This window comes from Bacillus mycoides, assembly GCF_000832605.1.
Lineage (GTDB): Bacteria > Bacillota > Bacilli > Bacillales > Bacillaceae_G > Bacillus_A > Bacillus_A mycoides.
In genome coordinates this window covers 3,347,473-3,374,123 of sequence record NZ_CP009692.1, presented here as the reverse complement: position 1 = coordinate 3,374,123, position 26,651 = coordinate 3,347,473, and the positions used below count along the sequence as shown (strand labels likewise).

12 protein-coding genes, 7 pseudogenes and 1 riboswitch are annotated in these 26,651 nt (G+C 36.5%); of the genes and pseudogenes, 13 read left to right on the top strand and 6 right to left on the bottom strand.

Annotated elements, in window-relative coordinates; genetic code table 11:
* The first annotated feature begins 2 nt into the window (after window positions 1-2).
* Window positions 3-1,448, top strand: coding sequence for a 6-phospho-beta-glucosidase BglA (bglA, locus tag BG05_RS19200; protein WP_003193231.1), 1,446 nt, complete (start codon window positions 3-5; stop codon window positions 1,446-1,448).
* A 609-nt stretch (window positions 1,449-2,057) separates the two neighbouring features.
* The gene (locus BG05_RS29885; protein WP_087944776.1) at window positions 2,058-2,288 is read left to right on the top strand and encodes a DUF2187 family protein; all 231 of its coding nucleotides are present in this window, start codon (window positions 2,058-2,060) and stop codon (window positions 2,286-2,288) included.
* A 273-nt stretch (window positions 2,289-2,561) separates the two neighbouring features.
* Here BG05_RS29885 and BG05_RS19195 read toward each other — a convergent pair whose 3' ends face one another.
* From BG05_RS19195 to BG05_RS19185, 3 genes and pseudogenes are all read right to left on the bottom strand, one after another.
* On the bottom strand, window positions 2,562-3,989 hold the full coding sequence (locus tag BG05_RS19195; RefSeq protein WP_041868004.1) for an IS4 family transposase: 1,428 nt from the start codon (window positions 3,987-3,989) through the stop codon (window positions 2,562-2,564).
* Window positions 3,990-4,133: 144 nt separating this feature from the next.
* Window positions 4,134-4,358 (bottom strand): hypothetical protein, encoded by a 225-nt coding sequence (locus tag BG05_RS19190; protein ID WP_000486589.1) that lies wholly within the window; start codon window positions 4,356-4,358, stop codon window positions 4,134-4,136.
* A 566-nt stretch (window positions 4,359-4,924) separates the two neighbouring features.
* Window positions 4,925-6,708 (bottom strand): annotated as a pseudogene (locus BG05_RS19185) (response regulator).
* 422 nt (window positions 6,709-7,130) lie between these two features.
* Between BG05_RS19185 and BG05_RS19180 the strand changes: the two are divergent.
* A pseudogene (locus BG05_RS19180) lies at window positions 7,131-8,192 on the top strand (serine hydrolase domain-containing protein); the annotation flags it as partial.
* Between the two features lie 275 nt (window positions 8,193-8,467).
* On the opposite strand, the pseudogene BG05_RS30675 reads toward BG05_RS19180, so the two are convergent.
* Window positions 8,468-8,770 (bottom strand): annotated as a pseudogene (locus tag BG05_RS30675) (hypothetical protein); the annotation flags it as partial.
* A gap of 675 nt (window positions 8,771-9,445) precedes the next feature.
* On the opposite strand from BG05_RS30675, the gene BG05_RS19175 reads away from it, so the two are divergent.
* From BG05_RS19175 to BG05_RS19150, 6 genes and pseudogenes are all read left to right on the top strand, one after another.
* Window positions 9,446-11,482 carry an alpha-helical endospore appendage domain-containing protein gene (locus BG05_RS19175; protein WP_003189311.1) on the top strand — a complete coding sequence of 679 codons (2,037 nt, stop codon included), beginning with the start codon at window positions 9,446-9,448 and terminating at the stop codon, window positions 11,480-11,482.
* A gap of 63 nt (window positions 11,483-11,545) precedes the next feature.
* On the top strand, window positions 11,546-13,210 hold the full coding sequence (locus tag BG05_RS19170; RefSeq protein WP_003189313.1) for an alpha-helical endospore appendage domain-containing protein: 1,665 nt from the start codon (window positions 11,546-11,548) through the stop codon (window positions 13,208-13,210).
* 44 nt (window positions 13,211-13,254) lie between these two features.
* Complete coding sequence (locus BG05_RS19165; protein WP_016126991.1) at window positions 13,255-13,980, top strand: DUF11 domain-containing protein; 726 nt, start codon at window positions 13,255-13,257, stop codon at window positions 13,978-13,980.
* Window positions 13,981-14,083: 103 nt separating this feature from the next.
* Window positions 14,084-14,737: a DUF11 domain-containing protein gene (locus BG05_RS19160; protein ID WP_002204241.1), complete on the top strand. Its 654-nt coding sequence runs from the start codon at window positions 14,084-14,086 to the stop codon at window positions 14,735-14,737.
* Between the two features lie 36 nt (window positions 14,738-14,773).
* Window positions 14,774-17,254, top strand: coding sequence for an RICIN domain-containing protein (locus BG05_RS19155; RefSeq protein ID WP_016126993.1), 2,481 nt, complete (start codon window positions 14,774-14,776; stop codon window positions 17,252-17,254).
* Between the two features lie 158 nt (window positions 17,255-17,412).
* Window positions 17,413-17,553: pseudogene (locus tag BG05_RS19150) on the top strand (ABC transporter ATP-binding protein); the annotation flags it as partial.
* A 587-nt stretch (window positions 17,554-18,140) separates the two neighbouring features.
* On the opposite strand, the gene glsA reads toward BG05_RS19150, so the two are convergent.
* On the bottom strand, window positions 18,141-19,070 hold the full coding sequence (gene glsA / locus BG05_RS19145; RefSeq protein WP_003189322.1) for a glutaminase A: 930 nt from the start codon (window positions 19,068-19,070) through the stop codon (window positions 18,141-18,143).
* A gap of 551 nt (window positions 19,071-19,621) precedes the next feature.
* The gene (gene brnQ, locus BG05_RS19140) at window positions 19,622-20,947 is read right to left on the bottom strand and encodes a branched-chain amino acid transport system II carrier protein (RefSeq protein WP_003189324.1); all 1,326 of its coding nucleotides are present in this window, start codon (window positions 20,945-20,947) and stop codon (window positions 19,622-19,624) included.
* A 696-nt stretch (window positions 20,948-21,643) separates the two neighbouring features.
* Between brnQ and BG05_RS19135 the strand changes: the two are divergent.
* The 4 genes and pseudogenes from BG05_RS19135 to BG05_RS19115 all read left to right on the top strand — a co-directional run.
* Window positions 21,644-22,492, top strand: a pseudogene (locus tag BG05_RS19135) (S-layer homology domain-containing protein); the annotation flags it as partial.
* A 563-nt stretch (window positions 22,493-23,055) separates the two neighbouring features.
* Window positions 23,056-23,232: riboswitch (M-box (ykoK) riboswitch) on the top strand.
* 211 nt (window positions 23,233-23,443) lie between these two features.
* Entirely contained in the window at window positions 23,444-24,772 is a 1,329-nt protein-coding gene (mgtE, locus tag BG05_RS19130) for a magnesium transporter (protein ID WP_002185814.1), read from the top strand.
* Between the two features lie 89 nt (window positions 24,773-24,861).
* Window positions 24,862-25,965: pseudogene (locus tag BG05_RS19120) on the top strand (FtsW/RodA/SpoVE family cell cycle protein); the annotation flags it as partial.
* A 30-nt stretch (window positions 25,966-25,995) separates the two neighbouring features.
* A pseudogene (locus BG05_RS19115) lies at window positions 25,996-26,528 on the top strand (undecaprenyl-diphosphatase).
* The last annotated feature ends 123 nt before the right edge of the window (window positions 26,529-26,651 follow it).

Below are 26,651 nucleotides of genomic sequence, written 5' to 3'. Positions count from 1 at the left end.
CAATGAAAACAATGCCAAAGAAATTCTTATGGGGTGGTGCTTTAGCTGCCCACCAATTCGAAGGTGGATGGAATCAAGGGAATAAAGGACCTAGTGTAGTTGATGTACTAACTGCAGGTGAACATGGAGTGCCAAGACAAATAACAGATACAGTTGAACCTAATACGTTTTATCCTAACCATGAAGCAATTGATTTTTATCATAGATATAAAGAAGATATCGCTTTATTTGGTGAAATGGGATTAAAGTGTTTAAGAACTTCTATCGGATGGAGCAGAATCTTTCCAAATGGTGATGAAACAGAGCCTAACGAAGAAGGACTACAATTCTATGATAATGTATTTGATGAATTACTTAAATATGGTATTGAGCCTATCATCACATTATCTCATTTTGAAATGCCATTGCATCTAGCCAAAGAATATGGTGGATTTAGAAACCGAAAAGTAATAGACTTCTTTGTAAAATTTGCTGAAGTTTGTTTTAAACGATATAAAAATAAAGTGAAATACTGGATGACTTTTAATGAAATCAATAACCAAATGGATGTAAATAACCCTCTATTTTTATGGACAAACTCAGGAGTGGTTGTAAAAGAAGGAGAAAATGCTAAAGAAGTAATGTATCAAGTAGGACATCATGAATTAATTGCAAGTGCATTAGCTGTAGCAAAAGGAAAAGAAATTAATTCTGATTTCCAAATTGGGGCAATGATTTCGTATATACCTATTTACCCTTATTCATCAAACCCGGAAGATGTTATGCTAGCCGAAGAATCACTAAGACTAAAATACTTCTTCCCTGATGTTCAAATTCGTGGTTACTATCCTAAATATGCGTTGAAAGAATTTGAAAGGGAAGGGTACGTTATTAATTTCGAAGAAGGTGATGAAGAGACATTAAAAAATGGTACAGTAGATTACCTAGGATTTAGTTATTATATGTCCACGACAGTAAAAAATGATGTGGAAATTAGTAGTGCAAAAGATATTGTAAACGGTGGTTTAGCTAAAAGTGTGGAAAATCCATATATTAAATCTACTGATTGGGGATGGGCAATTGATCCAACTGGATTAAGATATGCATTAAATCGATTGTATGACAGATATCAAATTCCATTATTTATCGTAGAGAATGGATTTGGAGATGCGGATATTCTAGAAAAAGATGGGGCAATCCATGACCAGAAAAGAATAGAATATTTAAAATCACATATTGAAGCATTAGAAAAAGCAGTAACCTACGATGGTGTCGATTTAATTGGTTATACACCTTGGGGAATTATAGATATTGTCTCATTTACTACAGGCGAAATGAAAAAACGCTATGGGATGATTTATGTGGATCGTGATAATGAAGGTAATGGATCCATGAAACGATACAAAAAAGATTCGTTTCATTGGTATAAATATGTAATTCAAACGAATGGTGAAATTAATGTTCGATAAAAATTATTTTAGACTATTAAAGGTTCTTTTGTAAGCGTTGCTTTTTCAACGTACAATGAATTACTGCAATTACTTACAATTGCATAAAATTTAAATGTACTTCCCCTAGCTTTCTATCTGATTAAAGAAATTATGGGTTTGGATTATTTGAGCAGTGTTGTTTATAATGATATGTAGTTGTATATTTGATTATTTACAAAAGATTCGAGACCGAAGAGATGAGGGGAAATAGTTATTGGAAAATATAAGAACTTAATTATAAGATTTCCCGTTCTCGTGAAAAAACACTAGTAAATTCAATTTTGAAGTTTGTTAAGCTATCATTGCTTTTCATTGATGTATAAGTTGCGAGATATAATTAATTTCTTTACGTAAAGAGCAAAACCACTCGCTGTGCCTCGTGAGTGGTTTTGTTTTATTTGGGATTTATATAAAAAAGGGGGTTGTATATTGATAGTCGCCGAGATTGTGATTTTAAGGTAATTATCTATTCCGTAATGTATAATCCACTGTTAAGTTGAATTTTAAACCACAGCAAAAAAGCATTGATTGGATTATTTAAGGAAGAATAAAAATGAAAACTACTGGTATAAATCGTAAAGTTGATGAATTAGGATTTCAGTTCCAACAATAAAAATTGGTGACTATGTACAATTTTCAAATCGCAAGAATCCTTCTTTAAAATTAAATGGTTATGTAGTAAATATTTTAACTAACACAATTATCGTAGATGTTTCAGAAACTATCCAAAATAAGGGTTATAAAGAATTAGACGTTCGTCATGTTGTAAAACATGGTCGCTATAAAAAAATTCGTTCTTATAAAAAACAGGCTTCCTAAAAACTTAAACAATTGCTAATGGAAGTGTGAATCTCATGAAAGAATACATGAGCAATCATAAAAATAGAGTCCTAATAATAAGGGACTCTATTTCTTATATATATCTTATATCTGTTATATAATTTACTTTTAGGGGTATCACCACATCGCTATCAAGCTAAGCTTATGCAAAGTCAATTTTAGGCGAGATTGTTTCTTTTTTCTAAGGGGCAAGTGTAGGTGATTGAAAGATTTGCATACGAAATAAACCCTAATGGGTTTCACTTTTTTGAATTAAGCGGCTTGATTATCAGACATGGAATTGTAAACGACACCTAATATATCAAAGACCGTTTTTTTCTCATATCGATGAGATTTCCGCCCGTTTTGCTGTAGGAGATTGAACAGACGAAGTAACACCTTTGATAGCTCTTGGGTGTTTTTTTGTATAGTTTGGAATAGAAGAAGAAAATAGTCTTTAATCATATATATGGCTTTATACTCACTAAGCTCTCGTTTTTTCTTCATGAGGAGCAATTGGCGCATTTGAAACATGATAGAAGAACAGAGTAGAATGGCAATCAACTGACCATATAAATGGCACTCCAATCGTTCTGGTTTTATCTTTTTACAATGATGAATTTGAAAGAATGACTTCCACGTTTTAAATAAAATTTCGATTTGCCAACGCAAAGAATACCAGTCATGTACCTGTCCCATCGGGACAATATCTGTAGGGGTGTTTGTCATATATACATTGATACCACTGAGTCGTTTACTACGAGAAGAATACTTCATTCCTTTCTTTTTTTCTCTTACAGCTTGATCTTGTAATCGTTTTTGTTGCTGTTGTTTTGTTAATCGATGAACAATTACACGAGCTGGCACTTTATCAATCATTCCTACATAAGCATCAGCTATTTCACATGTTTGTCCTGGTTGAAGAGAGTTCAGTAACATCTCCATATCTAACTGTATATACTCTGTACCTTTCTTAATTCTTCCATCTTGAAAATAATCAGGGTTAGGATTTTTTTGATACATACGTGTATTCGACTTGATACGAGAGATATAGTAGGCCTCTTTATCTTGTATATATTGAAGGTCTTTTAAATGAAAATAACCTAAATCTCGGATACATAAATCATTTGCCGTCACAGTTGGGGCACACAGAGAGCCGTAAGTACGATCATGTTGTTTACCTGGACCTGTATGAATATGTAGGAACTGTCCGCTTAACAAATCATACTCAAGTTGAATTTTTATCCCAGCAGTATGGCTACATCCTCCTGCACCTGGATAAACCGATGAAAATACATCCGGGAGTTGAAATGCAGTTGAATCTAAAATACGAATACGCTTGAAAACAGAAGTGTATGGAGAAGAAATCGGCATAGATGCGGCCAATTTTTTGCTTAGTAGTTCGGCTAGTAGCTGTTGTAAGAGTAGGACGGCCGACTTATTAAACCGTTGATTCAGTCCCTCAGGACTGATGAGTACTTCTGTTGATGCTTCTAAACGGCTAGATAACTGAGTTAAAGAAGTCATAGCTACATTTTGGCTCACCCATACACATAAAGCTACTAAATCTTTTGCTTGGTACTTACTGGTTCGTTGTACAAAACCAACATCTCTAGCAAGATCCCGTAAGGCATTTGGAGATAAAAAACTTTGAATCTCTTGAGCAAATAGTTGTAATTCGTCAGACACAGAAACAGACATAAAAAAACGCCATCCTTTCCTATGATTCTACAGAAAGAATAGCGTTTTTTTTCATTTTAAGGAAATTTAGTTTTGTTATCTTTCCTTAACAACAAACAAGACGCCACCCAGATCACGGCAGCGCCTACAATAATTGCTATTGGTTTAATCATTAACAAATATATCTGGCCCCTTCTTCAACGCGTACGAGAAACCCGAAATAAATACAACACTAAATATAATAATAGAAGACCACATATTAAAATGATATTCTTTACCTGCAACTAAATTATATATGTTATGGACCAAGAAATTAGCACCTATAATAATTCCACCTAACATTGAACTAATTAAAATGCTCATTAAATAAAACTTGAACTTCTGGAACATTTCCCTTCTACCCCTTTTCTAAAATAAATTTTATTTAGGTTATACCAGAAAATTGTACCATTTATTTTCCATATATTATCAAAACCATGTTTTAATTAAGGTTATTTTAAGGAAGGCATTATCTATTCAAATGTCCATTTCGGGGTTCCACCAATATGCCCATCAAGCTAATGAAACTTGTTGCCCCAAAACAAAAAATGTATATTTTCACCTGGAGATGCCAATTTTCTCGTTTTAGAGTATTTGTTTTTTTGGGGGTTGATGGGCATGGGGGATAACAACGATTCGTTCTTTTTCGGACCACTTGTAAAAAACTTTGAAAGGTATGATAAAACAATGACTTTAAGGTAATTAAATTTGAAGTTTTCAAGAAGATTTTCTTTAAATGTATTCCGTCCACTTATTTTCCAGCAATATTTACAGGTGTTCTGTAAACAAATTTTGTTAAATTCATTCCAAAAGTTAACGGAACTCTAATTCTGTTACTTAAAATAATGAGTGGCCCAAAAAATAGTAATCGTTGCCGTGCCCCGAATACGGAAAAATGATTATATCTTGAGTACCATCTACACAATATTTTCCTTTCGGGCCCTTTTTATTGCTTCTTCGCGGTTGTTGACGCTGAGCTTCGAGTAGAGAGTCGAGCAATAATTGCGGATCGTTCCCTCCGATAAAAATAATTTGGCGGCGATCGACTTATAACGCAGTCCACCTGACAGATGCTCCAGAATCTCCATTTCACGTTTCGTAAGCCCGTACGGGAAGTTTTCCTGACTTGAACCGATCTTCTCCAATTGCTCGCGTTGACTTTTCATCTCTTCGAAAATTCGCGTAGCGACCGATTGATCGATCCAGATTCCTCCGTTATAAATTAGTTTCAAGGCTTCCTTCATCTCTCGCGGATGAATCGACTTCAGCATGTAGCCCTCCGCCCCGTGCTCCAATGCAGTTGCTGCCTGCAAGGAATCCTCAAACGTTGTCATGAACACAACCTTCATATCAGGCCATCGTTGTTTCATCTCAAGTAAAGTTTCAATCCCGCTCATTCCCTGCATACTAATATCCATTAGCACGATATCCGGTTGGGACCGCTCACAATGTTCTAATGCTTCGCCACCGTCCCTGGCTGTACCAACTACGTTAAAATCAGTATGCTGATCCAAAATTTGCTTCAAACTGTCGGTAATGATCACCTGGTCGTTAACGAGCAGCAGGCGGATTGTATCATGTGCAGGCTCTGTCTGCAACGGAATATTACATATGACGAAAGTTCCTTGTTCTGGCTCGGAATGCACGGACACCGTGCCGTGAAATAGCTTAAGTCGTTCCTTCATCCCATTAAGTTCAAATCCAAATTGGATTTCTTCCATTCCGATGCCGTTATCTTCGATCTGTAACCTGAGCTGCTGACTCTCGAAATACAACTGAACGGATATCAAGCTCGCCGAACCGCGTTGTTCAGAGACTCTTGAAGGCAACGATATAGACAAAAGTTTATTTTTTGCATTACGAGAGTCTCGCTACCGATCACACGGAATTTGACCATTATACCTGTTGACTTCATAAAATCTTCGGTAAATTGCCGTAGAGATTCACTTAACGAATGGTTCAATGGAGTATGAGAGAGCTGATGCAGATGTTTTCGGATATCAACCAGACCGTGTTGGGCGATTCCGACAAGCGAATCGATCCTCTCTATCTGTGAATTCGGTACGGACGATCGCAGCGATTCGACGCCGACGATGAGTGAGGTAAGCGTATGGCCAATCGTGTCATGCAGCTCATGTGACAGCCGGCTGCGCTCCTCCATCAGCGTAAGTTCCTCAATCCGCTCAATATGCTGCTCCAGCAATAGCTTTTGCTCATGAATAATTAGGGCTTGCTTATGGGACTGAATTAATATATTAAACGTGAAGCCGATGGCGAATCCAAAACCGTTGCTAACGATAAATTCATACGGGAGACGACCAGCGATCCAACCGTTCAATGCCGGCAATATGATTCCACAGAGGATACCTGTCCATACATAGGTTCTTCGATTGCTGGCCAAGCCGATATTCATCACAAGTAAAACGAAAGACCAAAGTAACTCCGGTGCTGTATAGGCTAAATAAAGATGAAAACCCCCCGCTGCCATGACGTCGACTGCAAGATACCAATCTGCATTTCTACACCAGGCGATTAATGGAACGAGATAAACGACGAAAGCAAAAGAAAATAAGACCCAAAAAGACGCATCGATTAATGACGGTTTGATAAAACTAGCGCTTATGATAATGACCATCCAAAGCGTTCGTATGGCCACAAATATCCAATCATACCAGAACCATTTTTTTATTATAGAGAACACGGATTATGCACACCTACTTGTATTTTTTAAAATAAATTCTGAATAAATCAAACCTATCATGCACCATAAACTTCTGATCCGTCAAGCGAAAAAGAGGGTAAACAGTTAGAATTTACTGTAACAAGCACGTCACATGAGATATTTGACAGTTTGTCATATGGTATATGTGACAAGTCCAATCCCGAGTGTCAACAAAAGTTTGGCGGTTTCATCACTATCCGATTTAACAATTTTGGGGATAAGGTGAGGATGTAAAGCAACACAACATTCCAAAATAATAGGAGCGATACGTTATGAAATTACTCAAGATTCAAAAAGGAGCTGTACTTGCATTAACAGCTATATCGGCGAGTACACTGGTATTTTCTGCTTATGGGTCTGTAAACCCGGTACAGACTGAAGGCGCGGTACAAGTGGAGACAGAGAAGGAAAAGAAAAGCAAGCATCGGGATGAAGTCAAACGCGTCATTGATGAGGTGGTAACCATCAAAGGAGTCCCAAGTGTCATAGCTGGCGGGTTACAGAACGGGAAACGCTGGTCTTACGCTACAGGTACAGCCAGTTATGAAGTACCACACACGGTGGAGTCCAATTTTTCATTCCGGATTGGAAGTATTTCAAAGACTTTCACAGCGTCCGTTGTATTACAGTTGGCTGACGAGAAAAAATTGAATCTGGATGATTCGGTTGAAAAATGGCTGCCAGGTGTCATAAAAGGTGAAGGGTATGATGGCAACAAAATTACGATCCGTCAGTTATTGAATCATACAAGTGGGCTTGCTAGCTATACAGATTTGGATTTCCGAGATATTACTTTGCCTCAAAATCCATACCGTTACTATTCCGTCGATGAGCTTATCGACCTTGGACTTTCAAAGCCACCTGTATTTGCACCAGGGAAGGGCTGGAATTATTCCAATATGAATACTGTACTAGCCGGTCAAATTATTCAAAAGGTAACAGGAGAAACGTATGCGGAGCAGATCAGGAAACGGTTTATCATACCGCTTGGAATGAAAGGGACATTTGTGATGGGAAATAGTCACGAAATTCCGGGTAAGCATGCCACAGGATATAATATGGATAGATCGGGTCATTTGTATGATTTAACAGAAATGAATCAATCATGGGCAAATGCGGCGGGAGATATAGTCTCAACAGTTAATGATTTGACTACCTTCTTCAGTGCGTTGTTGGGCGGGAAGCTTCTGACTCAAGAGATGATGGACCAGATGCACACAACAGTAGATGGACCTTTTGGTAAAGTCGGACTAGGGATTTATGAATTTAAAACAGCGGACGGGCAATCTTACTGGGGGCATGCCGGAGGTACTTTCGGATATGAATCGAGAGCCGTCGGATCTCTAGACGGGAAGCATATTCTGGTAACGTGCATCAACTCGGTAGGTCCACAAGTAGCGCCAGCTCACGATAAAATAATCAATAAGGAATTTAGCCATTACGCAAGTCTAAACAGACAGTGAATTATATATGTTTGACCTGCTTGGAAAACGAAAACATACCGATCTATACATGGTTACGAGTGCCGGATCATATCTATCACTCCTCATGGGATTTATACACAAAAGGACCGTCAAGATGTTTTCCTAGCGGTTTTTCTTATGAGATGGATGTATATTGTATTCATAGAAGTTAACATAAAGTCCTATTATGGGTAGAAAGAAAAAGGTGGATCCCTACTTTCACAAGGGAACCTCCTTTTTTTGTTCTACGGATCTATGCATTTTTTTATACATTCCTATCCTGGCGCGGTTTTAGGGTTCTTGTTTGTTACTGGATTAGCCGAAAAACTGTATAAAACCTTGCATGCTCTTAGCATGGTTTTTTTCCGAAATGCTGGCGGTGGCCAAGCGCTAAATAATCTGCGAATCAGCACAATTTCTCCTAAATGGTAGGAGTTGTGAGATGCAATATTGCGTAGCACACCGCCCGGGGTTTCACCAGGCCATTCCTCCAATGTTTTGTTCAATTGAACAGTTTGGGCAATCGTGCATGCCTGTTCAATCCCCTAAAGAAAATACTGAATAATCTGTTTCCACTTGAATAGGTTTTGCTTTTCCATACTAATCACGTCCTTTTTTAGAGTACTAGTATCAGTATGTCCAAGTTTCAGAGATTAGTTACATAAGTCATATAGTTTTTGCACCAGAAACATAAAAGTAAGTCTATGACCTATTTTTACACGTATCTCGGCTGTTCCCTATAAGAGGCCAAGTAAATAGAAGACAAAAAAGCGACCAATTTCAATTAGTTGCTTTTTTGTCTGTATTGTTCTACCAATCCCTATTCTTCAATTCGATTGGATCAGTGTAAAATATTCCTATTTTATCATCAGTATGTTTTGTTTCAACCTTCAAACGATAAATGCTAGGAGTTACAATCTGTCCAAATATCAAAATCTTTATAATTGTTAACTGAAAAATTTGAATGATATCATTTTTTTATTATTAGCCTAATAGAGATGTGGTGGTATTCCTATTAAATGATTTTCACAGCAGAACTGGATTTGAAATAAATTTACCTGAAAAATCAGATAAATAATGATAAATAGAAAGAACATTTAATTATAGATATAGTTTTTCAGTGAGTGAAATATAATTTGTGTTATCAAATATTTACATAGGAGGCAAATATATGAATTAAAATCCCCCCTTAAGTTTTATTAAAAAATAAAATAATAGTTATTATTCTAGTTGTTATAGAAAGGACGAAGAGAATGTCAATAGTTCAGCGTTATACAACGACTACAAATGGTGCGATGACGTTTACAGGTAATACGCTAGGATTTGGTTCGAATAATCCTAGCTATAATGACATTGGAGCATTCATTACGTTGGATCTTACCCAACAAGTCCCAAGTTATCCAATAGGTAGTACATTGAATTGGAAATTGAATGCTTCTCAAGCATTTCTGAAATTTCCTGTAGCTAGTGAAGTGCTGTATGCAGAGTTGATTTGGGGAGGTACCTCAAAATTTAATGCAGTGGATGTTACAGGAGATATTAACGTTCCCATTTCCTTAACTAACCCACAAGGTTCAATACAAACAATATCTCCTGATGCTACAACGGCCCAAGTAGTAGTGCATGAAAATCACACATTTTATATTCGTACAGCTGATGTTACTAAACTAATAAAGGCGAGTGGGGCAGGTTCTTATACTGTAAGTGGGGTACCAGCCACAATCCAACGGCCAAGTAAAAGTAATGCAGCAGGATGGACGCTTGCTGTTATATATAAAAATCCTTCTTTACCTTCACGAAATATGAACTTATATGTTGGTGTGGCATCTGTTGAAAGAGGGAATGTAGTGGATCAAAAAATTAAAGGTTTTGGGACACCTGAATCCAAACCGTTTCAGGCAAGAGCTTTATTGAATGCTATCGAAGGCGATAGTTTCATTTCTAAGGACCAATTTTTATTTGGTCCATCCCCAGGCCAATTACAAGCCATTTCTGGACCGAATAACTTAGTGGATAACTTTTTCGCTTCACAGATTAATGATGATGGTGGAAATTTAGATACTAGTGGGACAGCGGGAAATAGTAATGTAACCCCAGGGCAAAAACAGTCTACACAGCGCTATGGCTGGGATATTACGAATGTGGATATTTCAAACGCCATGGAAATCTCACAAACTGAAGCGATTGCTCGGTTCAAAACAGATATGGATGGATTCATCCTTTCTGGATTAGGGATTCAAATTGATGTGAATAGTCCGGAACTTAAGATAGACAAACAAGTGGATAAAGATATAGCAATAGTCGGAGACGAGTTAACTTACACAATTTTAGTAGAAAATAGTGGACTAGTAGAAGCACAGAATTCCATTTTTAAAGATATTCTTCCAGATGAGTTAGAATTTGTGCAGAACAGCTTAACTATCGATGGGCAAGCCAAACCCGGAGAAAATCCAGCTAAAGGAGTCAATATCGGATCTGTAAGCATAGAAGGACCAGTCGAGATCATATTTAAAGTGAAAGTGATTGCAGTCCCTACAGATGGAAAGGTGACTAATACGGGTGAGCTGGATTACGAGTTCCAAAGTGCAGCGGGTTTACCTCTCACATCAGGATCTAGTAGCTCAAATGAAGTAAATACTATCATTAAGCATGTACAAGTCGATCTCGTGAAAAGTGAAGATCGTTCGGTTTACGATAAAAGGGGAGGTATTATCACCTACACGCTCGATATTACCAATAATGGAGATACTTCAGTAAATGCACTTTCTATTAAAGATGTCATACCTACAGGAACGGTACTCGTTCCAGGGAGTTTAAAAGTAAATGGTGCACCGGTGCTTGATGATTTAACAACAGGAATTCCTCTTGGTACATTAATTCCTGACCAAACAGCTGTGATTACATTTCAAGTAGCGTTACAAAGTCCGTTGCCAGTGAAAGTAGATAACCAAGCAGAGGCAATTTATCAATTTCAGCTGAAACCAGGTAGCAATGTGCGTGAGGAAATAGTAACAAGTAACCTAATTACGGCGTGGTTGGAGACCGATTGTCAAAAAGCACAAAATCAGATTTTTGAATCAGTAGCACAACAAGAGCTCGGTTTGATGAAAATCCTTCAAGCAGAAAGTGTAAAGGTACAAGAAGCGGTAAAGGCATTTGAAGAAGAAAGAATCTCTGCCCAAGAACTTGCTAGGATTAATCAGAGTGTCGAAAAAGTAGTCCAAAAAGCTACACAGTTGGAGAAATTATTAAAAGATAAATTAGAAATTGCTAAGCAGATTTGTTGTTAGTAGATTAATGAGAAAGAAGCACAAGAATTTATAGCTTTATTTAGATTGAAAAGGGGGAAGAATATGCCATTTATTCATCGTTTCACCCAAACAACCAATGGTGCGATTACATTCACAGGAAATACATTAGGTTATGCAGATGGAAGTACAGATATCGGGGCTTTTTTGACAACAGATAGTTCTAAACAAGTGTCAGGCTATCCAGCTGGAAGTACAATGGACTGGCAAGAAAATTCCTCTTTGGCTATGCTGAGAATCCCTGCAGACAGTGAAATATTGTATGCCGAGTTGATCTGGGGTGGATCGACTAAAGATCAATATACTGATGTTCGTTCAGCTATCAATACTTCGATTACTTTTACCACCCCAGCTGCTACTGTATCCATCGCACCAGATGCCTTCACTGCACGAGAAGAGTCCGTCTTTGGCGGTCAAGTTTTCTATGTTCGCTCTGCGAATGTAACTGAATTTGTACAAAAAGGTGGAGCTGGAACTTATATAGTAGGTGGTATTCCCGGAACGGTAAGAGATTGTACTTTTTTTCTAGCTTCTACCAATACAGTGGGATGGACGTTGGCTGTCGCTTATAAACATCCATTACTTAAAATTCGAAATATGAATATTTATGTTGGGTCTCAAGTGATTTCTATGTCTAATCCTCCAGTGGATGAGTTGATTTATAATTTTAAAACCCCAGAAGGTGGGGATATCCAGGGACGTGTCATGCTTACGGCACTGGAAGGAAACTCTAATCTTCCTGGCGATCGCTTTGAATTTGGTCCCAATCGTTCGTCGCTTTCGGTGATATCTGGGCCGAATAATCCTGGAAATAATTTTTTTGCGTCGCAGATTAACGATGATCTAGGAAATTTAGATACTAGTGGAACTGCTGGAACGCTCAATAAGCCTCTTGGATCAGACGGATTTGGCGTACGATCGGGTTGGGATATCACGAATGTAGATATTTCTCACACGTTGCATCATAGTCAAACCGAGGCAATCGCCCGTATTGCGACGGCGCAAGATACCTATTTGGTGAGTGGATATGGAGTACAGATTGACGCCAATAGCCCAATCGTAAAAATGAATAAGTCGGGGGATAAAAAACAAGCTGTAGTAGGTGAAATAGTAACTTACACTTTGGAAGTAAAAAATGATGGCTATGTAGATGCGACTAATGTGATTTTTCAGGACTACTTAGATCCAGAACTTGAATATTTACCAGATAGTTTACGAATCAGAGGTGCGGCATGGCCAGGACAAGATATTGCTAAGGGTGTGAACATTGGTACTTTGGATGTAGGAGAAACAGTCCTCATCACGTATCAAGCGAAAATCATGAAAGAGCCTGATGATAAAGTGGTGCATAATCAAGCATCGATGATCTTTGATTTTCAGAGTAGACCAGATTTACCTATTTCGACAGCGACGAGTATTAGTAACAAACCTGGGATTGAAGTGATTGAGCCACCTACCTGTGAAGAAGGGAAAAATCAGATTATCCAAACGATTGCTGAGGCGGAACAAAGCATTGCTAGGATTATGCGGGCAGAAGCAGAAAAAATTGAAGTAGCTGCTCGTGCGTTTGGAGATAAGAAAATAGGAGTCCAAGATCTCATCGCTGTCAATGAAAGTGTGGAGGATATGTTAGACAGCCTAATCGTACTAGAATCAGTGCTTAAAGATAAACTCGCTGTTACCCAAGAAATTTGTGATTTTTGCTCATAACATCCATATATAATTTGATTCGATGATGGAAAGGGTGATGAAATATGTCTCAAAGTCGGGGGTATGTAAATATGAAAACTGAGGCGAATAGATTAATGGAGGATAGTCTGAAGATGGAAATAAATAAAAAAGTAAACAAAAATGAGGCAAAAGTAAAAGATATTTTGACTTATACCGTTCTTGTAACAAATATGGATCCGGTTGACGCACAAAACACTCTTTTGAAAGATATCCTTCCAAAAGAGTTGAAGTTTGTTCCAGGTAGTGTTTTTGTGGATGGTGTGCCTCAACCTAGTGTGAATGTAAATAATGGGATTAAGCTAGGAATGGTAGGAACAGGAGAACTGATTGAAGTGACATTTCAAGCGAAAGTAATCAATATTCCTCCAGATGAGCTAGTGAAAAATAAAGCCACCTTAAATTATGAATTTGAAAGTGCTTCTGGATCGCCTATCAAAAAAGGAGAAGCAGCCAGTAATATAACAGAGACAAAAGTGATTGTGCGTCCTCCTACTAACTGTGAGAACAATCAAAGTACCATTGAATTTTCAATTAAACAGGAAGAGAAGGCCATTCAGGAGTTACTGGATGCAGAAGCAGAAAAAATAAAGACGGCAAATCAAGCCTTTAATAGTGGCAGGATTACAAAAAATGAACAGAATTTGATTATTCAGAGTGAAAATAGTGTTTCTCAAACATTATCTACATTGAAACAAGAACTACAGAACAAGAGAAATACGATTCAGGATTTATGTAGTGGTTGTAAGTAGAGAAGAAGAGGATGTCTTACTTTTCCTCAGATGCTTTTGAAAAATAGGGAATCTGATTCATCACTAATAAGGTATGAATTACAGAAAAGAAAGGGAGAGGCACATGTCTAATTTTCCGAAAGTGAGTATAGAAAAGGAAGTAGACAAAATTGATGCGGTGGTAGGAGATATTCTAACATATACGTTTACCATTTCCAATGATAGTCTAATTGATGTTACTAATTGTCATTTTAAGGATTTTCTATCAGAAGAGGTGCAGTTTGTCCCGAATAGTGTGGAAATTGACGGTGAATCAAAACCTGGTGAAGATCCAACGAAAACGATTGTACTTGATAGACTATCCATTGAAGGGCCTATCATCATTACATTTAAAGTTGAAGTGATTAAACCCCATTCTAGTGGAGTGATTAGGAATAAAGCTTACATGGGCTCTCAGTATTCAGGTGGTTATGTAGATGCGGTCAGTAACGAAGTACAAACCAATGTGCCAGCAGGACGAACAACCTGTGAATGGTCACGTGACTTAATCATTCATTCCATCGCACAAGAGGAAAAAGGCCTAGCCACGATTCTTTACATGGAAGGCGAAAAGATTCAAGCAGCAATTAATTCATTCCGAGGTGGCCGGATTAAAGTGACGGATTTGCTAGCAATTAACAAGAGTGCAAAGGAAGCAGTTCAGCAAATTGCTAATCTGGAAAAAGAGTTGAAGAAAAAGTTAGATCAAGTTAAAGACCTATGTTGTGGTTGTAAATAGGGATAGGAATAGATAAATAGAGAAAGGGTGAGAATCATGGCGTTTATTCAGCGATATTCAACCACGACTAACGGGGCGGTTACTTTTACTGGCAACACACTGGGTCTAAGTAATATAAATATCAGTTATACAGATATTGGTGCATTTATCACATTAGATTTGTCTAAGCAGGTACCAGGATATCCTGCAGGTACCACACTAGATTGGAAAGAAAATGCTTCTGCTGCACAGCTTCGCTTACCAACGGGAAGCATAGTATTATATGCAGAGCTAATTTGGGGTGGATCAACAAAAACGAGTACCGAGGATGTGACGAGTGAAATAGATCGGGCCATAACGTTAATCTCACCAAAAGGGAGCACCCTCATTACGCCAGATCCGACTACGAGTCAGCAAGTAGCTCAGGCGAACCAAATATTTTATGTTCGCTCTGCCAATGTTACTAGTTTTATAGATGCAGGTGGGGCTGGTAATTATACTGTCAGTGGTGTACCAGCGACAGTACAAAGATATAAAGGGAACAACGTGGGGGGATGGACTTTATCTGTGGTTTATAAAGATCCTACACTGCCTCTTCGAAATATGAACATTCATGTCGGAACTGCATCGATTGAGAAAACGGGATCAGTAAGCCAGAAAATTTCTGGCTTCTCTACGCCTGAACTTGGTGATGTCAAAGCAAGATTGTTGCTAACCGCAATGGAAGGAGATTCAAAGATTCCAGGAGATCAGTTACTTTTTGGAAAAGATGCCTCTTCTTTAAAGCCCATTTCAGGTCCCAATAATCCGATTGACAACTTCTTTGCTTCACAAATTAATGATGATGCAGGGAATCTAGATACGAGTGGTACCTATGGGAATGTAAATGTCATACCAGGAAGTGCCGGACCAGCAGTTCGTTATAATTGGGATATTACCAATGTGGACGCTTCTACAGCTATGGAGAATTCACAAACGGAGGCATTAGTTCAACTGACTTCGAAATCAGATGGTTATATAGTGACAGGTCTGGGTGTCCAAATTGATGTGAATAGTCCAGAAATCAAAATTAATAAAGAAGTAGATAAAGAAGCAGCTATCGTGGGTGAAATCCTTACTTACACTCTATTAATTGAAAACAGTGGAATGACCGAAGCACAAAAAACTATTTTAAAAGACACTCTTCCACCAGAATTAAAGTTTGTTGAAGACAGCTTACAGATCGATGGCGTTCCTATACCTGGTGGAGATCCGACAAAAGGAGTAGACATTGGTTCCATATCTATCGAAGGCCCGACGGAAGTTACCTTTCAAACCTTAGTATTAAAAGTGCCACCAGACAATAGAGCGGTGAATAAAGCTACTGTCGTGTATGATTTCCAAAGTGCCCCAGGCTTACCGGTCTCTTCAGGTACAGCAGATAGTAATGAAGCCATTACGGTCATTCGAAAAGTAGAGGTAGAGGTAGTGAAACGGCAAGACATGTCAGTTTATGTCAAGGCAGGTAACATTATAACCTATACCATTGAAGTTGCTAATACAGGTGATACACAACTGACCGATGTCGTAATTGAGGATCAAATTCCAAATGGAACGAAGTTGGTTCCAGGCAGTTTGCAGATAGATGGGCGCCCTCTCTCAGGCAATATAGAAAGTGGCGTGAATATTGGTACGGTAGAGCCCGGGACGACGACAAGAGTCACCTTCCAAGTGTTGATTGATAACCCAGTGCCTAAGAAAGTGACAAACAAAGCAAAAGTTGATTATAAATATAAGCTTATTCCTGATGGACAAATTTATCGTAAAGTAGAAATGACGAATGAAGTGACAGCTATTCACGAAAGCAATTGTAAAGAAGCACAGAAGAAAATCGTGACAGGTATTGGAGAAGCTGAGTTAGCGGCTGCAGGAGTAATCGTAGCAGAAAAATTAAAAATACAAGATGCAATTCGGGCCTTCAACGAAGGGAAGCAGAGTGCAGAAGAATTACTCAATGAGAATGAACAGTTGACCCACAAACTAACAAAAACAATTTTAGACGAAAAATTGCAACAAGATACATTGCAAAAAGCAAAAATACTTTGTTGCGATGGTATTGAAGGGATTGACTACAGTGGTGTCTATATCATCAAAAATAAAGGAAGTCAAAAAGTATTAGATATATCTAGCGCCTCAAAGGATAATGGTGTAAACGTCCAACAATGGGATTATAACGGCGGAGATCATCAAAAATGGGAACTAGAGAAGATGGCAGATGGGTATTATAAAATCAAAGCAGTTCATAGTGGAAAATTGCTTACTGTGTCCGGAGCTTCAAACAGTGATGGTGCGAATGTAGAACAATGGGAAGACATTGGTGGAGATCATCAAAAATGGAAAATCGAAAAAAATTCGGATGGAACGCTTAAATTGATAGCTAAGCATAGCGGCCAATTACTTGATCTGAAGAGTAGTATACAAAACAATGGTGCTAATATTCAACAATGGCCAGACAATGGTACAGATGCTCAATGTTGGGAATTGACAAAATTAAAATAATACTTTTTATAAAATAAAGTATGTGTTTCGATATAGTAGCACAAAGTAGAAGTATTTGCTTTTAATAAAAACGGTAGAATAAACTTTAAAAAGAAAAGACATGAGTCATTGAGAAGTATAGACTCATGTCTTTTTTGTGTTATGGTGTAAAAAAATATTTAATAGGAGAAATTGAAAATACATTTGATGAGGTAATCTTTTTAAAAGACGGAAATATTGTATTACATGAAAACGTAGAGGAAATTCGTTTTCATCAAGGTAAAGCAGTACATGAGTTGTTTAGGGAGGTTTTTGAGTAATGAATTCACTTTTATAGAGGTATCGTGGATTCTTTAGATGTATGAAAATAAAAACTGTTCGAAAATGTATTAATAATGGAATGTGAAGCCAATCATCCCTAAAGTGATTCCAAAAGAAAAACTTAAGACTATTCAAATTCCAACCCTCTTATTGATGGGCGTAATGATTGGTACCATGATACCTCAAACCGGATTATATATCATTGTAATACTATTAATGATATTGTTTACAACCACTTGGGTTACCATGAATCGACAAATTCACAGTCAACCTATAGAGTAGAATCTGCTCCCTTATTTTTGGGTGTGAGGTAAAGCATGGAGAGCAGAGTATTTCCTAAAAAAGTGCTCCTAGATAAATCTAGGAGCACTTTTTTGGATGTAGTTACTGGTTTTATTGGATGGTGAACACCAGCAGTTAGATAATAACTTATGAATGTGAACTACTCACCACTTAGCAAAGTTTGAAGAGGGAGCTTCTTAGTTCCACGACGAAAGTAACCTTTCGTCTCCCTGAGCTTTACTTCGAGGTGTTCCACCCCTAGATGTCCAACGCTTGAGGAAGGAGAATTCTTTCGGGGAATTCGTTAAAACATACTCCAGCCTTCTTGTGCGGAAAGTAGTTCTAGCATTTTAAAACCAGCTATACTATTTCCGTTAGCATCTAAAGCGGGTCCAAAAATACCAATTCCCATTTCTCCTTTTACGCATCCGAATATCCCACCGGCAACCCCACTCTTGGCGGGTATTCCGACGCGAATTGCAAATTCACCAGATTCGTTGTACATGCCGCATGTGACCATAAATGTTTTACAAATTTTTGTTATATGTTCCGGAACGATTTGTTTTTTTCTATATGGATCATATCCATCCATTGCAAAAATCAAACCAATCCGTGCTAAATCAATGCAGTTTACCTCAATTGCACATTGACGTGTGTATAAGTCCATTAACGCCTCTACATCGCCATTGATAATGTCATTTTGTTTCATATAGTAGCAAAGAGAACGATTTAAGTAAGCTGTTTCTAATTCAGAGCCGGCTACTTTTGAAGAGTAATTAATTGTAGGATTGACCGTAATATCACGCACAAAGGAAAGAATCCGTTCCATCTTCTCGTCATTACTATCCCCTGTTAATATACTTGTAATCGCTAGTGCTCCTGCGTTAATCATTGGATTGAGTGGTTTAGAAGGGTTAGCTGTTTCTAGTTTAATAATAGAATTAAATGGGTCACCAGTTGGCTCCACTCCAACTTTAGAAAATACATACTCTTCGCCACGCTCTAAAAGTGCAAGTGCAAGCGTAATTACTTTTGAAATACTTTGAAGGGTCAAAAGCGTTTGGGAGTTCCCGGCATGGATATAATCTGTTTCTTTATGATAAATTGCAATCCCTAAATCATCTGGATTTGCATTTCTTAGTTCTGGGATATAAGTAGCCAGTTTACCTTTTTTTGTATATGATTGTACTTGGTCTAGTAACTGTTCTAGGTTATTTGTTTGAATACAGTGCATAACTAATACGTCCTTTTCCTTTTTATCTTTTTCCGCCAGAAGACTTCCTCCTCAATTTGTGTGAAGGTGTGATAGCACTAGCAGATAGGTGGCAGATGAATGTCGGATGGCGTAAGTCAAAATGTTTGCTAGCATATACTTGTACAGATTGCTCTTTGAAAACTGAAGAAATGAGGTTGGTTGCAGAAAAATCGTTGCAATCGTAAAATCTTCAACGTTCCATCGTCCCACGCTTGCCGAAGTTGCGAAAACCAAGCTAAAGTAGGAAGCGTGATGAGTCAACGTACAAGACACTTCAGTTCTTACCGTAGGAACTACGGGCAGAGCCTGCTAAGATAACTGGTGGATACATCGGTGTTCGCAGGAATCCCCCACTTCAAACATCTCGTAAGAGTGTTAAGTGGGGGGAGTTCAAAGAAGCTAACATAATGTTATTACCAGGAAAAATCCAATCCCGATACTATTTTCGTTTATATATTTTCTTTTTGTACACGAATCAGACGCCCCTTTAGAGTTACATTGTTCCAATGATTACAATTGCCTTAATGATTTTACGTAGTAGAACACTGTTTAGTTCTTCCTGAAATCATCAAACCAATCAAACTGCCAAGTAAGGCTATTAAAATCCATCCCATTCCTTCGTTATATAGAGGAACGTATTGCATGAAAGTAAGCAACGAGTCACTAGCAAGTTCTGCTGTTTCTAATCCTTGTACTATACTAATCAGTAATGCTCCTAAAACTGATCCAACATAGACAGCCTGCTTATCTTTTATAAATCGATCAAAAAAAGCGAGGATAATTAGCACAATTGCTACAGGATAGATAACAATTAGGATAGGTAGGGAAAGTTTAATTAGCATAGACAAACCAAGGTTTGATACTCCAAAGCTAAATAAGCAAATAATTAAAATGATTTTGTTATAAGAAATCTTTGGAAATAGTGTTGTGAAAAATCTCCCACATGCTGAAACGAGTCCTACAGATGTAGTTAAACATGCGAATAACATTGTAATTCCTAATAAGGAAAGACCATATTGCCCAAATAAATGTTGTACTAAATTTGTTAATAACACACTTCCGTTTTCAAATGTGCCAAATGTTTGAGAAGTAGCTCCAATATAAGCAAGTGATATATATATGATAGATAATCCAAGTGCGGCTATAAGCCCTGCTACTATAGTAGATTTAGCAATGGATTTTTTATTTGTAACACCTTTTTCTTTTATAGCGTTAATTACGATAATTCCAAATACGAGAGCAGCAAGGGCATCCATTGTTAAAAACCCTTCAATAAATCCTTTGAAAAAAGGAGCTTCCTGATATGAATCAGAGGGTGTTGAAATAGATCCAACTGGTGAAGAAATTGCTTTAACAATAATAATACTAATCATGATTAGTAACAGCGGGGTTAAATATTTTCCAATTCTATCTACTAATTTAGAGGGATTTAAAGATAGGTAATACGTTATAGCGAAATATGCAAATGTGTATAGGAGTAATATATACCATTGATTTTGCATGGTGTTACTTAAAAAGGGGGCAACTGCCATTTCATATGAAACAGTGCCTGTACGAGGAATGGCGAAAAAAGGGCCAATTGCTAAATAAATGATAAGAGGGATAATAACACCACAGGCGGGGTGAATCCTACTAGCAAGGGTACTAACATTTCCACCAAAAAGGGAAATAGCAGCGATGGCTAGTAATGGAAGTCCAATACTACTCACAACAAATCCCGAAATCGATATCCAAATATTCGTTCCAGATGAATATCCTAATAATGGAGGGAATATCATATTACCTGCACCGAAAAATATTGCAAACAGCATAAGTCCAATAGGGATTGTTTCTTTAAAAGTTAACGATTGTTTCATAGAGCACTCTCCTTTTTTGACGAAAAATGTCGAAATTTAAGTTTTTTCATTATAACATATGAAATTAGAAAATACAGAAAAATAAAAATGAAAAAAATCCCTTATTTTACTTGAAATACTATTTGAAATAAATAAAATGATATAAATACTCAAATTTATTGTGCTGTCTTACTCTAAATATAGAAATATCTTTATACCGAAAATTATTATATTGAAATTTAAAAGAGAATGAAGGGATCAGCAGCTATTTGTATAAGCGTCTCTTGATTAATTATTATGAATTGATTTTGCTGCGAAGTGTAATTTATTTTAGTTTTTATAATGAGGTTCACCATATCAATTAAATAGACCCGGTATAAATTCAATCGTAAATAAGTCATCCTTTCCTATGATTCTACAGATAGTAGAATCAAAGAAAAAAGAAAAGGGACATGAACAGGAACAGGCACCGATGGAACGTGCTGTTTATTGGTGTCCGTGAGAAAACAGACCTGTTTTGAATAAGTTAATTTTATTTTGAATATATAATTACTATAGATAAATATTTGAATTCAAATAACGGATATAATTTCCCCATATTCACTGCATAAAATTTTGTTAAACTCTGAAATTCAAGAGGTAAATTATTCTTTATCATTGTAGTTCTTTTTTTATACGCTACTCTAAAATGCGTGTAATTATTAGAAATATGAATATCATGTGGTTAAACATCAAAATTGGAGCGGGAAAATTTGTCCATCAAAAATGATTAAAAGAGATGCTTGGAATGATTTCTTAGTTGGTACAAAAAACTATTATAACGCTAACAATAAAGATGATATTACCGGTGGTTGGTATGAAAAAGATATTCGTGAATTAGCATCGCAAGGGATTATGGTAGGAGATGGACAAGGTTCATATTGGCCGGATCGTCTTGTTACTCGAGCAGAATTTGCAACATTTATTACTAGAGCCTTAAAGTTGCCTGAGGGCACTTCAAAATTTACTGATCTTAATACGGCACACCCCTCATTAATAGATGGGATTAATCGTGCAGCAGCAGCTGGAATCATTAGTGGTAGGGGAGATAATATTTTTGCTCCAAATGACACAATTAAGCGTGATGAAGTGGTCATTATGATTGATCGAGCGTTACAGTATAAAAATATTATTGGAAAGCTAGTAGACTTGCCTTTTACTGATCAGAACTTAGCGTATGATAAACAGGCTGTACAACGTGTTTATGGACTAGGGATTGTAAAAGGAAATGAAAAAAACGAATTTATGCCCAAAGGTACAGCCACTCGTGGAGAAGCTGCTGCCTTTCTGAATAGAATGCTACATGTATTAAATAATGATAACAATAATTCAATAGGTGTTGTTACCATAACTGGTTCTGGTGTAAATCTGCGCAAGGGACCTGGGACGACTTATGAAGTAATTCGTAAACTAAATAAAAATGAATCATATTCTGTATATAAGGAACAAAATGGATGGTTAAGTATTGGTGATAATCAATGGTTATTTTATGACCCTAGTTATATCTTTTTTAATAAAAATAAATAAATACTAGAAAAATCGTGTAAAACAGAAAGCATTTTTGTTAGCAAGAATGCTTTCTACTTTTTTATATTTAAATTTCAAATATTTCGAGAGATTTATATAAGGAAATCTATAAATCATTTCATTTGTATAAATCTTGTTTGAAATAAAATACAGTGAACCACTCGCCATTTAGCAATGCTTGAAGTGGAAGCTTCTCAGTTCCACGAAGAAAGCAATCATTCATCTCCGACCTACCGTTGGGCTAGCGCCCTTCACACGCTTGAGGAAGGAGCATTCTTTCGGATAATACGTTAAATATTTTATTTTTACACCATTCTTCAATTATAAAGCGTCAGGACACGTGTAATAATAAAAAAAATTAATTTAATAGTTTATAGTTTAGAAAATTTAGCGCATAAATTGTAAAGTTCGTTGTATAAATATAAATCAGTATACAGCTGTTTATATCTATGAGTTGGGAATGGTATGATATCAAAAAATGAAGAAATAAGTTTTATTATTACTTGACAAGCTCAAAAATAGTGGATATGCTTTAACACGAAACGAATAAAAAATTTAAAATATTTATAACCTGTTAGGTGAGGCTCCTATACAAACACAGGCTATTGCCCAAAAATATCGAAAGATGCCAATGGGTAGAACAGGAATTGTCGGATTAAGGCTCTTCTTAAGATAGCTAAGTGATGAAAGATTCATCCTTTACGTTGTATAGTGCCAAAACTCAACTAGGGGGAATGAGCTTTATTTAGCTATGTCTTTTTTAAATCAACCTCCTTTAGTTGAATCACTAGGGGAGGTTTTTTATATGCAAAATTTTATTTGTAATAAATCTCTTATAAAAGGGGGGAAAACTAATGATTGATGATATTGATCCCATATTTATTAAGAAATTTGTTTTCCCAGAAGTGGGAAAATGATAACAAGTGCCATTGTCCTTAAGGAGGAATTACGATGAAAAAATGTTTGCAACAATTATTAAAGACACAAGACATACACTTAGTGCGAGAGCTTATAAAAAATCAATCCTATGATATTGCAATGGAAATGAAAGATTTTCATCATAAAGATCAGATATCTTTAATGAAATATTTTCCTACTGAAAAAGGTGCGAAAATTCTTAGTTACCTTACTCCAGAGGAGCAATATAATATTTGTACCAATTTGCCTTTGGATAAAGGTGAAGAGCTATTAGCAAGGCAATCTATCGATGACCTTGTTGATGTAATTCTTTCAATTCATGCACTTCAGGCTAAAAAGCTGATACAACTTATGTCTGAAGAATCTCAACAAAGAATTAGAAGTCTGCTGGTTTTTCAATCTGGAACAGCGGGCAGTCTGATGACAATTGACTATATTGCCGCCAGGGAAAATTGGAAAGTGAAAGATACGCTGTCGCATATTAGAAAAATTGGGGCAGGGGTAGAATCAATTTCGTATATTTATGTTCTTGATACGCGTGGTCAGCTTAATGGAATTGTTTCTATTCGTGAATTATTGCTAGCTTCAGATGATAAGACTTTATCATCAATAATGGCATCAGATGTCATTTCAGTTTCAGTGGATCTAGACCAACAGGAAGCTGTACAAAAGCTAATGGATTATGATTTATCTGCTATACCTGTAACAACGATGGATAATCGGATGATAGGTATCATAACCTTTGATGATGCAATGGATGTTTTCGAAGAAGAAGCAACTGAAGATATTCAAAAATTAGGAGGGAGCACCCCATTAGATAAGCCATATTTCGAAACCTCTATTTGGCAAATATACCGTAAACGTATAGGTTGGTTATTACTTCTGTTTGTAGCGGAAGCATATACTGGTTCTGTACTTCGACATTATGAAGAAACTTTGACTCATGTAGTAGCACTGGCTTTCTTTATTCCATTGTTAATTGGAACTGGTGGAAATACAGGTACACAGGTCGTAACTACATTGGTTCGTGCTGTAGCTCTAAATGAGGTGAAATTTAAAGATATATTTCGTGTTATGAAAAAAGAAGCATTAGTAGGTATTTTACTTGGGCTTACATTAGCCGTGGCGGCATTAATTCGTGCGTACACTTTAGGCGTAGGTACAGAAGTCGCACAAGTTGTAGCTATAACTGGATTATTCATTGTTATTTGGTCGTCTATTGTTTCATCTGTATTACCCTTGATTCTAAATAAGTTAAAGTTGGATCCAGCTGTTATTTCAGGTCCGTTCATTACGACATTAGTCGATGGGACGGGGTTAATTCTGTACTTTACCATTGCAAAAATGTTATTAGGCTTATAAAAAATTTATACTAAGTTTTTATACCTAGTTTCGTTCCCGTAAAGTTTGTAGACAAGATTCTTGGAAGCATGGAGAAAGAGAGAATAGAAATGAAAAAAATATTCAAGTTACTGGATTATCCGTTGGTGTTTTCGCTTATCGTTACAATTATATTTGGAATTTTGATGATGTATAGTGCTAGCTCAATTGTTGCAGTAAAAAATTATGGTTATAGTGGTGATTTCTTTTTTCGCTCTCAATTAAATAAACTTTTTTAGGAGTAATAGGGTTAATAATTTGTATAGGACTACCTTTACATATATGGAAAAAACGCATCGTTTCCGTGTGTATTGTAATTGTAAGTATTGTATTACTATTTTTAGTTTTATGGAAAGGGAAAGTTGTTAATAATGCACAATCTTGGATATTTGGAATACAGCCTGCAGAATTTATTAAACTGGGTGTGATTATTGTACTAGCAGTTTTTTTTTCAAAGCGTCAAGAGGTGCAAAAATCATATTGGTAAGGCAGTGGTAAAGTTATTTTGTTTTTAATGTTTACGTTCTTTTTGATATACAAACAACCCAATCTAGGATCTGCATTATTAATTTCAGGAATAGGGGTAAGTATGTTTATATGTTTTGGAATAAACATTTCTATTTTAATGAAATGGATAACTGTTACTTCAATTGTTTGGGTACCGACTTTATACTTTCTTTTTAGGTTTGGTTTATCTGATGTTCAAATGGCACGTATTACAACGGTGTTCAATCCATTTCTTGATGCAAAAGGGGATGGTTACCAACTTGTAAATTCATTTATTGCCATAGGATCTGGTGTAGTTAGTGGACGTGGGTATGGAAATAGTATTCAACAGGAAGGTTTTTTACCTGAGCCTCATACTGATTTTATTATGTCAATTGTATCTGAGGAGCTTGGAATTATAGGGGTACTAATCATATTAACTGGTTTATTAACTATAGTACTTCGCTCTTTTAAGATTGCTCAAGAGTGTAAAAGTCAATTTGGAGGTCTAATATCAATAGGAATCGGGAGTATGATAGGTCTTCAATCTATTGTTAATTTAGGAGGTGTCACGGGAATGTTCTCTCTTACAGGCACCCCACCTTCCATTTATTGGTTATGGCGGAAGTTCTTTAATGGCTAATTTAATAGTAATGGGACTTTTAATAAATATCTCAATTTTCAATAAAAAAGATAATATATTTGCTTATGGAGGAGAAATGTTAAATTTAATAAACAATCTAGATTATAATGGATTTCGGTATATAAATGAGCATGTGAAAGGAAATGTATACATCGATTATTTAATGATCTTTTTTGCTGAATATGCTCAGTATATGTTCATACTATTATTTATGATTCTTTGGTTAAATATAAAAATAGAACCTGTGTAATTCAAGCTATTATAGCATGCTGTTTTGCTTTTGTGTTGAATAGAATTATTGGATTGTTTTTTTATAGAGAACGACCATTTGTTTCTCAGTTGAATATAAAACAACTTGTTGAGCATAGCGCTAATGCCTCTTTTCCTAGTGATCATGCTACAAGTGCCTTCGCAATAGCTATAACTTTATGCTTATATGAAAAACGTTTAGGGAAAGCATTTTTATTGTTAGCTTTTTTAATTGCTTTTTCAAGGGTCTGGGTAGGAGTACATTATCCGCTGGATGTATTAATAGGAGCTGTTTTAGGATTTTTATGGGCCTTCATAATCCATTATATAGTTAAAACTAACTTCAAAAATAATAAATAAAGCATCTACACTATTATACTTGCGACAGACCACATTATATTCAAAATTTTTGCTGCTAATAAGAGGAAACCTATAAATAAAAATTACTTTTTACGGTGAGAATAATACTATTTAAGTGCGATT

Excerpts from the sequence above, each read along its gene's own strand:
- BG05_RS19190 (WP_000486589.1), bottom strand. The coding sequence starts at position 4,358 with ATGTTCCAGAAGTTCAAGTTTTATTTAATGAGCATTTTAATTAGTTCA.
- BG05_RS19155 (WP_016126993.1), top strand. The coding sequence starts at position 14,774 with ATGGCGTTTATTCAGCGATATTCAACCACGACTAACGGGGCGGTTACT.
- BG05_RS19175 (WP_003189311.1), top strand. The coding sequence starts at position 9,446 with ATGTCAATAGTTCAGCGTTATACAACGACTACAAATGGTGCGATGACG.
- BG05_RS19165 (WP_016126991.1), top strand. The coding sequence starts at position 13,255 with ATGTCTCAAAGTCGGGGGTATGTAAATATGAAAACTGAGGCGAATAGA.
- BG05_RS19195 (WP_041868004.1), bottom strand. The coding sequence starts at position 3,989 with ATGTCTGTTTCTGTGTCTGACGAATTACAACTATTTGCTCAAGAGATT.
- BG05_RS19170 (WP_003189313.1), top strand. The coding sequence starts at position 11,546 with ATGCCATTTATTCATCGTTTCACCCAAACAACCAATGGTGCGATTACA.
- bglA (WP_003193231.1), top strand. The coding sequence starts at position 3 with ATGAAAACAATGCCAAAGAAATTCTTATGGGGTGGTGCTTTAGCTGCC.
- glsA (WP_003189322.1), bottom strand. The coding sequence starts at position 19,070 with ATGCACTGTATTCAAACAAATAACCTAGAACAGTTACTAGACCAAGTA.
- mgtE (WP_002185814.1), top strand. The coding sequence starts at position 23,444 with ATGAAAAAATGTTTGCAACAATTATTAAAGACACAAGACATACACTTA.
- brnQ (WP_003189324.1), bottom strand. The coding sequence starts at position 20,947 with ATGAAACAATCGTTAACTTTTAAAGAAACAATCCCTATTGGACTTATG.
- BG05_RS19160 (WP_002204241.1), top strand. The coding sequence starts at position 14,084 with ATGTCTAATTTTCCGAAAGTGAGTATAGAAAAGGAAGTAGACAAAATT.